This window comes from Myxococcota bacterium (assembly GCA_035498015.1).
In the GTDB taxonomy this organism is placed as follows: Bacteria; Myxococcota_A; UBA9160; order SZUA-336; family SZUA-336; genus VGRW01.
This window is the reverse complement of the sequence record DATKAO010000173.1, coordinates 24,612-31,706: the sequence shown is the minus strand read 5'-3', so window position 1 is coordinate 31,706 and position 7,095 is coordinate 24,612. Positions and strand designations below refer to the sequence as shown.

7 protein-coding genes are annotated in these 7,095 nt (G+C 72.2%); 6 read left to right on the top strand and 1 reads right to left on the bottom strand.

The genetic code is table 11. The features are described 5' to 3' along the window. The 6 genes from VMR86_15295 to VMR86_15270 all read left to right on the top strand — a co-directional run. A partial coding sequence (locus tag VMR86_15295) for a 1-acyl-sn-glycerol-3-phosphate acyltransferase (protein HTO08410.1) occupies positions 1–2,437 on the top strand: 2,437 nt, incomplete at its 5' end. Between the two features lie 9 nt (positions 2,438–2,446). Continuing rightward, positions 2,447–3,352 carry an ATP phosphoribosyltransferase gene (gene hisG / locus VMR86_15290; protein HTO08409.1) on the top strand — a complete coding sequence of 302 codons (906 nt, stop codon included), beginning with the start codon at positions 2,447–2,449 and terminating at the stop codon, positions 3,350–3,352. Positions 3,353–3,355: 3 nt separating this feature from the next. Next, on the top strand, positions 3,356–3,835 hold the full coding sequence (locus tag VMR86_15285) for a hypothetical protein (protein HTO08408.1): 480 nt from the start codon (positions 3,356–3,358) through the stop codon (positions 3,833–3,835). 35 nt (positions 3,836–3,870) lie between these two features. Next, the gene (locus VMR86_15280; GenBank protein ID HTO08407.1) at positions 3,871–4,848 is read left to right on the top strand and encodes an AraC family transcriptional regulator; all 978 of its coding nucleotides are present in this window, start codon (positions 3,871–3,873) and stop codon (positions 4,846–4,848) included. Continuing rightward, on the top strand, positions 4,845–5,264 hold the full coding sequence (locus tag VMR86_15275; protein HTO08406.1) for an EamA family transporter: 420 nt from the start codon (positions 4,845–4,847) through the stop codon (positions 5,262–5,264). Before VMR86_15280 ends, VMR86_15275 begins: the two co-directional genes overlap by 4 nt. A 197-nt stretch (positions 5,265–5,461) precedes the next feature. After that, positions 5,462–6,250: an RIO1 family regulatory kinase/ATPase gene (locus tag VMR86_15270; protein ID HTO08405.1), complete on the top strand. Its 789-nt coding sequence runs from the start codon at positions 5,462–5,464 to the stop codon at positions 6,248–6,250. On the opposite strand, the gene VMR86_15265 is transcribed toward VMR86_15270, so the two are convergent. Further along, complete coding sequence (locus VMR86_15265; protein ID HTO08404.1) at positions 6,223–7,026, bottom strand: SDR family NAD(P)-dependent oxidoreductase; 804 nt, start codon at positions 7,024–7,026, stop codon at positions 6,223–6,225. The genes VMR86_15270 and VMR86_15265 overlap by 28 nt on opposite strands. Positions 7,027–7,095 lie beyond the last annotated feature (69 nt).

Below are 7,095 nucleotides of genomic sequence, written 5' to 3'. Positions count from 1 at the left end.
CTACGTCATGCGCTACAGCTCGCGGCTCGATTACTTCCTGTTCAACTGGCTGTTCCTGCTGTCCGGAATCCGTCTCTCGGCCTTCGCGAACGGGATCAAGTTCTTCTACTACCGGCCGTTCGGCGAGGCGCTGCGGCTGCTCGCGCAGGGCAGCGTCGAGAGACTGCGGCGCGGCGCGCGCGGCATGCGCGAGCAGAGCATCCAGCAGGTGCGGCGCGTGGCGCGTGAGGGCGGCACGGCGTTCCTGTTCCTGCGCACCGACAAGTTCCGCACGCGCGTGCACTTCCGGAAGCGCGCCGTGCGCGAGGGGCGCACCGAGCTCGACTATCTGCGCGAGGTGATCGACACCGCGTTCGCGCACGAGGTGCCCGTGTCACTCGTGCCGCTCGCGCTGTTCTGGCGCAAGGGCGCGCGCCCGCAGCGGCCCTTCCTGAACCTCTTCTACGGCGGCAACGAGCGGCCGACCGACTTCGGCAAGGTGGTCTCGTTCGTCTGGAACTACCGCAACCTGGCGGTGCGCGTGGGCACGCCGATCGACCTGCGCGCGTTCGTCGACGCGAACCGGGCCTCGGGCCGCGAGCGGGTGGTGAAGCAGGTGCGGCGCTCGCTGCTCATCTTCCTCCGGCGCGAGGAGAAGCCGGTCGTCGGCGCCACGCTGCCGTCGTTCGCGCGCGTGCAGGAGGCGGTGCTCGACGACTCCGAGGTGCGGCGCGTGATCGACGAGGTCGCGCGCGAGAAGCGGCGCTCGCCGGCGCGGGTCGAGGCGCGCGCGCAGAAGAACCTGGTCGAGATCGCGGCCAGCCCCAGCCCCACGATGCTGGCCGTGCTGGCGGTGGTGGTGGAGTCGCTGTTCAAGCGCCTGTTCGTGCGCATCGAGCTGCACGATCTCGAGCCGGTGGTCGAGGCGGCGAAGCTGCACCCGCTGGTGCTGGTGCCGAGTCACCGCTCGCACTTCGACTATCTGATCCTGTCGTGGCTGTTCTATCGCAGTCACCTGGTGCCGCCGCAGGTGGCGGCGGGCATCAATCTCTCGTTCTGGCCCTTGGGGCCGATCTTCCGCCGCGCCGGCGCGTTCTTCCTGCGCCGCAGCTTCGACGGCGACCCGCTGTACACGGCGGTGTTCCGCAGCTACGTGCAGCACCTGATCAAGGACGGGGTGAGTCAGGAGTTCTTCATCGAGGGCACGCGCTCGCGCACGGGCAAGACGCTGCGGCCCCGGCTCGGCATGCTGCGCATGGTGCTCGAGGCCTACGCGCGCGGCGCGCGCCGCGACCTCTATCTCGTGCCGGTCGGCTTCACCTACGAGCGCCTGGTGGAGGAGGGCTCGGTGACCGCCGAGCGCGGCGGCGCGAAGAAGCAGCGCGAGAGTCTGTGGTCGCTGCTCTTCGCCGGCCGCGTGCTGCGCTACCGCTACGGCAGCGTGACCGTGCGCTTCGGCGCCCCCATCTCGCTGGCGCAGCGGCTGGGCAGCGAAGTCGGGCGGCGCTCCGAGGCGGGGCGCATTCCCGACCTGCGCGCCACGTCGGCGGCGCTCGGCGTCGAGCTGTGCCGCGACATCAACGACCTGGTGACTGCCGGCCGCTCGACGGTCGCGGCCGCGGCGCTGCTCGGTCAGACCGCGAACGCGCTGCGCGAGGACGAGCTGCGCGAGCGCGTGGTCGAGGTGGCCGCGCTGCTCGAGCTCCTGGGCGTGAAGCGCGGCGTGGCGCTCGAGCGCTGTCTCGACACCGGCCGGCCCGAAGCCGTGACGGAGCTGCTCGAGCAGGCCGAGCGCGTGGTGCGCGTGCCGTCGCCGCGCGGCGACCTCTTGCAGATCGCCCCCGAGATGCGCCCGGCGCTCGACCTCTACCGCGCCGCGGTGGGTCATGCGCTGGTCTGGCCCGGGGTGATCGCGCTCTCGCTCCGGGGCGAGCGCTCGCGCGAGGCGCTGCACCGGGAGGCGTCGGACTGGCTCGACTTGCTCTCCGCGGAGTTCTTCCCGGTGGAGGGCGAAGAGCGGCGCGAGCGCATCGAGCGCGTGCTCGCGCACCTGACCGCGCGCGGCTGGATCGCGGCGAGCTCGGCCGATCGGCTCGGCCCCACGCCCGCCGGCGAGCCCTGGCTCGCGTTCCTGCGCGCGCAGGTGCAGCCGATGCTCGAGACCTATGCCGCCGTGGCCCGGGTGGTCGCCGAGGCCAAGGGCGAGGGCGCGCGCGACGCGCTGATCAAGCGCGCGCAGGAGGCCCAGCGCGAGGAGCTGCTCACCGGCGGGGCGCAGTTCCCCGAGGGCGTGTGCGCAGTCGCGGCGGGAAATGCGCTCGAGCTTCTGCTGCGCATGGGCGCAATCGTGGCCGACGGGAACCCGCTGCGCGGTGAGACGGGCTTCCACCGCGGGCCGCAGTTCGACGCGCTCGAGACTCTGCGCGACCGGTTGGCAGCGGGGCGCGACCCGAGATAGAGTCGCGCGATGGCGCTGGGCGTGAAACGATCGAAGGACGGGACTCAGGTCCTGCGCTTCGGCTTTCCCAAGGGCTCGCTCGAGTCCATGACCGCGCAGCTCTTCGAGCGCGCGGGCTACCGCATGCAGTTTCCCGAGCGCTCGCTCTTCCCGGCGATCGACGACAAGGACATCGAGTGTGTCCTGATCCGCGCGCAGGAGATGGCGCGCTACGTCGCGCAGGGCGTGCTCGACGCGGGCATCACCGGCCACGATTGGATCACCGAGAACAAGGTCGCGGTGAAGGAGCTCGCCGAGCTGCGCTACGCCAAGACGAGCTTCCGGCCCACGCGCTGGGTGCTGGCCGTGCCCGAGGACTCGCCGATCCAGTCGGTGCGCGACCTCGCGGGCAAGCGCATCGCCACCGAGGCCGTCGGCCTGGTGCAGGCCTGGCTCCAGTCACACGGTGTCTCGGCGAACGTCGAGTTCTCGTGGGGCGCGACCGAGGTCAAGCCGCCGTTGCTCGCCGACGCGATCGTCGACGTGACCGAGACCGGCTCGAGCCTGCGCGCCAACAAGCTGCGCATCGTGGACACGCTGCTCGAGAGCACGCCGCGCCTGATTGCGAACCCCACGGCCTACGAAGATCCCTGGAAGCGGCGCAAGCTCGACCGGCTGGCGCTCATGCTGAACGGCGCGATCGCCGCGCAGGGCAAGGTCGGGCTCATGCTGAACTGTCCCAAGGATCACCTGCCCAAGGTGCTCGCGCTCCTGCCGGCGCTGGCCTCGCCCACGGTGTCTCCGCTGGCCGACGGGCGCATGGTGGCGGTCAACACCATCGTCGACGAGCTGCGCGCGCGCGACCTGATCCCGGACCTCGCCGACGCCGGCGCCACCGGCATCGTCGAGTTCCCGATCACGAAGATCGTCTACTGAGTCATGCCGCGCGCGCTGCGCTGGCTCGCGGCGGCGGCCGCTGCGGCGATCGCGGTGATCGTGCTCGGGCTGGTCGCCGCGCGCTGCCACGACGGGCCGCTCGGGCCGTTCACCGGCGGCACGTTCCGCTCCGGCATCGAGAGCCCGCCGCCGAGTGACTGGAGCTTCGCGGCGGCGCGTTACTCGTTCGAGCTCGAGCTGCCGCCCGCCGAGGGCCGCTCGGTCACTACAGGCTTCATGGTGGTCGACGGCCGGCTCTACGTGCCGAGCGTGCTCGCGGAGCACAAGCGCTGGCCCGCCGAGGTCCTGGCCGACGGCCGCGTGCGCGTCCGGCTCGACGGCAGGATCTACGCCTTCCAGGCCACGCGCGTCCTTGACCCCCCGACGCTCGCGCGCGTGGCGCCGGTGTTTCACGACAAGTACGGAACGCCCGCCGAGGGCGTGGGCACCCGCGACTGGATCTTCGCGCTCGTTCCGCGATGAAGGCGCCGAACTGCCGATCGCACGGGCTCGCGCACATGTTGGACTGGGCCGTGGAGCGCGGCGCGCGCCGCGAGCGGCTGCTCGCGCGCGTGGGCGTCGCACCGGCGCTCTTGGCGGACCCCGAGGCGCGCGTGCCGCTCGAGGCCTACTACGCGGGCATCGAGGCGGCGGTCGACGAGCTTTGCGACCCGTTCCTGGGCCTGCACTACATCGCGTCGGTCGACCCATCGGCGCTGGGAGCGCTCGGCTTTCTCGCGCTGGCCAGCCCGACCGCCGGCGACGCGCTCGCGCGCATCTTCCGCTACCACGCCTGGCTCAGCGAGGGCGACCGCTTCGCGATGGAGCTCCTGGGCGGCGAGGCGCGCTTCCGCTACGAGCCTTGGGGCCCGGCGCGGCCCGCGCACGCGCAGTGCGCGGAGATGTACGCGGCCGACTGTTTCTTCGGGCTGGCGCGCGCGACCGGCGCTCCGATCGCGGCGCGCGCGCTGCGCTTCGCGCACGCGCCGCACGGCGCCGAGTCGGAGTATCTGAAGATCCTCGGCTGCCGGCCGGAGTTCGGCGCGGGGCGTTGTGAGTGGAGCTTCGCGGCCGACGTGCTGGCGCGGCCGATGGCGGGCGCGGACTCGGCGCTCGAGCGCTTTCTCGAGCGGCAGGTCGAGGCGGACGCGCGCGCCTGGAGCTCGAGCGGACCCGCGTCGGAGCAGGCGCGGCGCGCGCTCGCCGAGTCACTCGTCGACGGCGGCCTGTCCGTGAGCGCGCTCGCCGAACGGCTGCGCACCAGCGCGCGCACGCTGCAGCGGCGGCTGCAGGCCGAGGGCACGTCGGTCGCGGCGCTGCTCGACGACCTGCGCCGCTCGCGCGCGCAGGCCTATCTCGAGCTGGGCCTGCCGGCCGCCGAGGTGAGCTATCTGGTCGGCTTCGCCGAGCCGAGTGTCTTCTTCCGCGCCTTCAAGCGCTGGACGGGCGAGACACCCTCGGAGTACCGCGGGCGCTCCAAGAGGAGTCCATCATGAGCTACCGGACCGAGTGGATCTGTATCATCCTGGTCGGGGTCTTCTGGGGCGGGTATCCGCTCGTGGCCCGGCTGTCGAGCTTCGGGGGGCCGTTCGCGTCGCTCGTGCTGGCGCTCCTGTCGTGCCTGCCGATCCTCGCGATCACCGCCTGGGTCGGTGATTGGACGGGCCCTACGCGCGCGCAGCTCTGGCCGGTGGCGATCGCGGGCATCATGCAGGGCATCGGGCTGGTGGCGTTCCTGCGCCTGGCCACCGGCAAGCTCGAGGCGTCGGTCGCGATCCCGATCTCGGACGTGGGCATGCTGATCGTGACCACGCTGGGCGCCATGCTGTTCTTCCAGGAGTCAGTGACCGCCCAGAAGCTGGCCGGCCTGGCGCTGCTCTTCACGGGGATCTGGCTCCTGCGGCCCGCTTGAGGTAGGATGCCGCCAACCGAGGAGGTACACGCATGACTGCCATCGTCGTTCGCAGCAGCTCACGCCTCCGGTCCGCCCTGCGCTAGCGCGGGGCCCGAACACTCCGGCGAGGACACGCGAGACCGAGGCCTGAGCCACAGGCTCGTCTCGAGTCGTCGCACGCTCCTCGCCTGGAGAGTTCATTGTCGAATCCACGTGTGGGCTCCCGCCTGTCGGGGGCCCAGTTCACGCGCGGCATGCTGGCCGAGGCCGAGAAGGCCGAAGTGCTCGCGCAGTTCGGGGGTCAGGGGCTGGTCGACGACGTGCTGGGCGTCGTCGGCGATGGCAAGGAAGCCACGGTCTACCTGTGTGCCGCCAACGAGTCGGTCGGGGTGGAGTATCTCGCGGCCAAGGTGTACCGCGCGTCGAAGTTTCGCGCGTTTCGCGGCGGACGGGCGTACGCGGGGGAGCGCACCGCGACGCGCTCCGGGCTCGCCTCGCGCGTGAAGCGGGCCATCCGCACCAAGACCCAGGTCGGCATGCAGATGGCGCACCTGGAGTGGGTCACCTGGGAGTGGGAGACGCTCTGCCGCCTGCACGACGCGGGGGCGGACGTTCCCGAGCCGCTCGCCGCGAGTGACGACGCGATCCTGATGGAGTTCGTGGGAGACGGGGAGGGCGCAGCGCCGCAGCTCCGGCGCGTCGAGCTCGGGCCCGACGAAGCCGCCAAGGTGCTCCAGCGCCTGCTGCGCAACGTGGAGATCTTCCTCGAGCTCCACCTGGTGCACGGTGACCTGTCCGCATACAACGTGCTGTGGCACGGCGGCAAGGCCTGGGTGATCGACGTGCCTCAGTCGCTGAACCTGCACACCAGCCCGGACGGCTACGAGTATCTGCGCCGCGACGTCGCGAACCTCGAGCGCTACTTCGCGCGCTACGGGCTGCGCTGCGGCGACTTCGCGGACAAGGCGTGGCGGCGCTACATGCGCGGGGAGCTCGCGCGTTGAAGGACGGCCCGCGTGGTGTTCGCCATCAGCCGATCGGCCAGGCGAGGCGAGAGACGACTCACCGCCACGAGCAGGCGGTTGCCGACGCCCGAGAACGAGCGCCGCGGCCCGCGCTCGAGCGCGCGCAGCGCGTGGCGCGCCACGAGCGCGGGCTGCGACATCGGCACGCCGTCGAAGCGCACCGAGCGTCCGGCCTCGGTCGCGGTGTGCGGCGCGACCAACAGCACCACGCGCACGCCGCGCGACGCGAGCTCGCCGCGCAGCGCGAACGTGAACGCGTCGAGCGCCGCCTTCGAGGCCGAGTAAGTCGCCACCGACGGCCCCGCCACGCAGCCGAGCACCGACGACACGTTCAGGATCGTGCCGCTGCCGCGCGCCAGCATCTCGGGCAGCACGGCGCGCACCGTGCGCACGGCGCCCAGGTAGTTGAGCTCGATCTCCTCGCGCACGCAGGCCGGGTCGAGCTCGAGGAAGGGCGCCTGGTGGGCCACCCCCGCGTCGTTCACCAGCACCTCGATCCCGCCCAGGAGCTCCCGCGCGCGCTCGACCCCGCGCGCCACCGAGGCGTCGTCGCACAAGTCCAGGGGCAGCGCGTGCGCCTCTGCGCCGGACGCGCGCAGCTCCGCGGCCACTTTCTCCAGGTCGAGCGACCGGCGCGCCGCCAGCGCCAGGCGCGCCCCGCGCGCCGCCAGCGCCCGCGCGATCGCAAGCCCGATGCCCCGCGACGCCCCCGTGAGCAGCACTGATCTTCCCCGCAGCTCGAGTCTCTTCGCCATGGCGAGACTGTGCCCCGCGGGCGGGCGCCGCGCCGCGGCCCGGCGCGCCGAAAGCAAAGACTCTCCACG

Coding starts and splice junctions, on each gene's coding strand:
- VMR86_15280 (HTO08407.1), top strand. CDS start 3,871: ATGTTGGACTGGGCCGTGGAGCGCGGCGCGCGCCGCGAGCGGCTGCTC.
- hisG (HTO08409.1), top strand. CDS start 2,447: ATGGCGCTGGGCGTGAAACGATCGAAGGACGGGACTCAGGTCCTGCGC.
- VMR86_15275 (HTO08406.1), top strand. CDS start 4,845: ATGAGCTACCGGACCGAGTGGATCTGTATCATCCTGGTCGGGGTCTTC.
- VMR86_15285 (HTO08408.1), top strand. CDS start 3,356: ATGCCGCGCGCGCTGCGCTGGCTCGCGGCGGCGGCCGCTGCGGCGATC.
- VMR86_15265 (HTO08404.1), bottom strand. CDS start 7,026: ATGGCGAAGAGACTCGAGCTGCGGGGAAGATCAGTGCTGCTCACGGGG.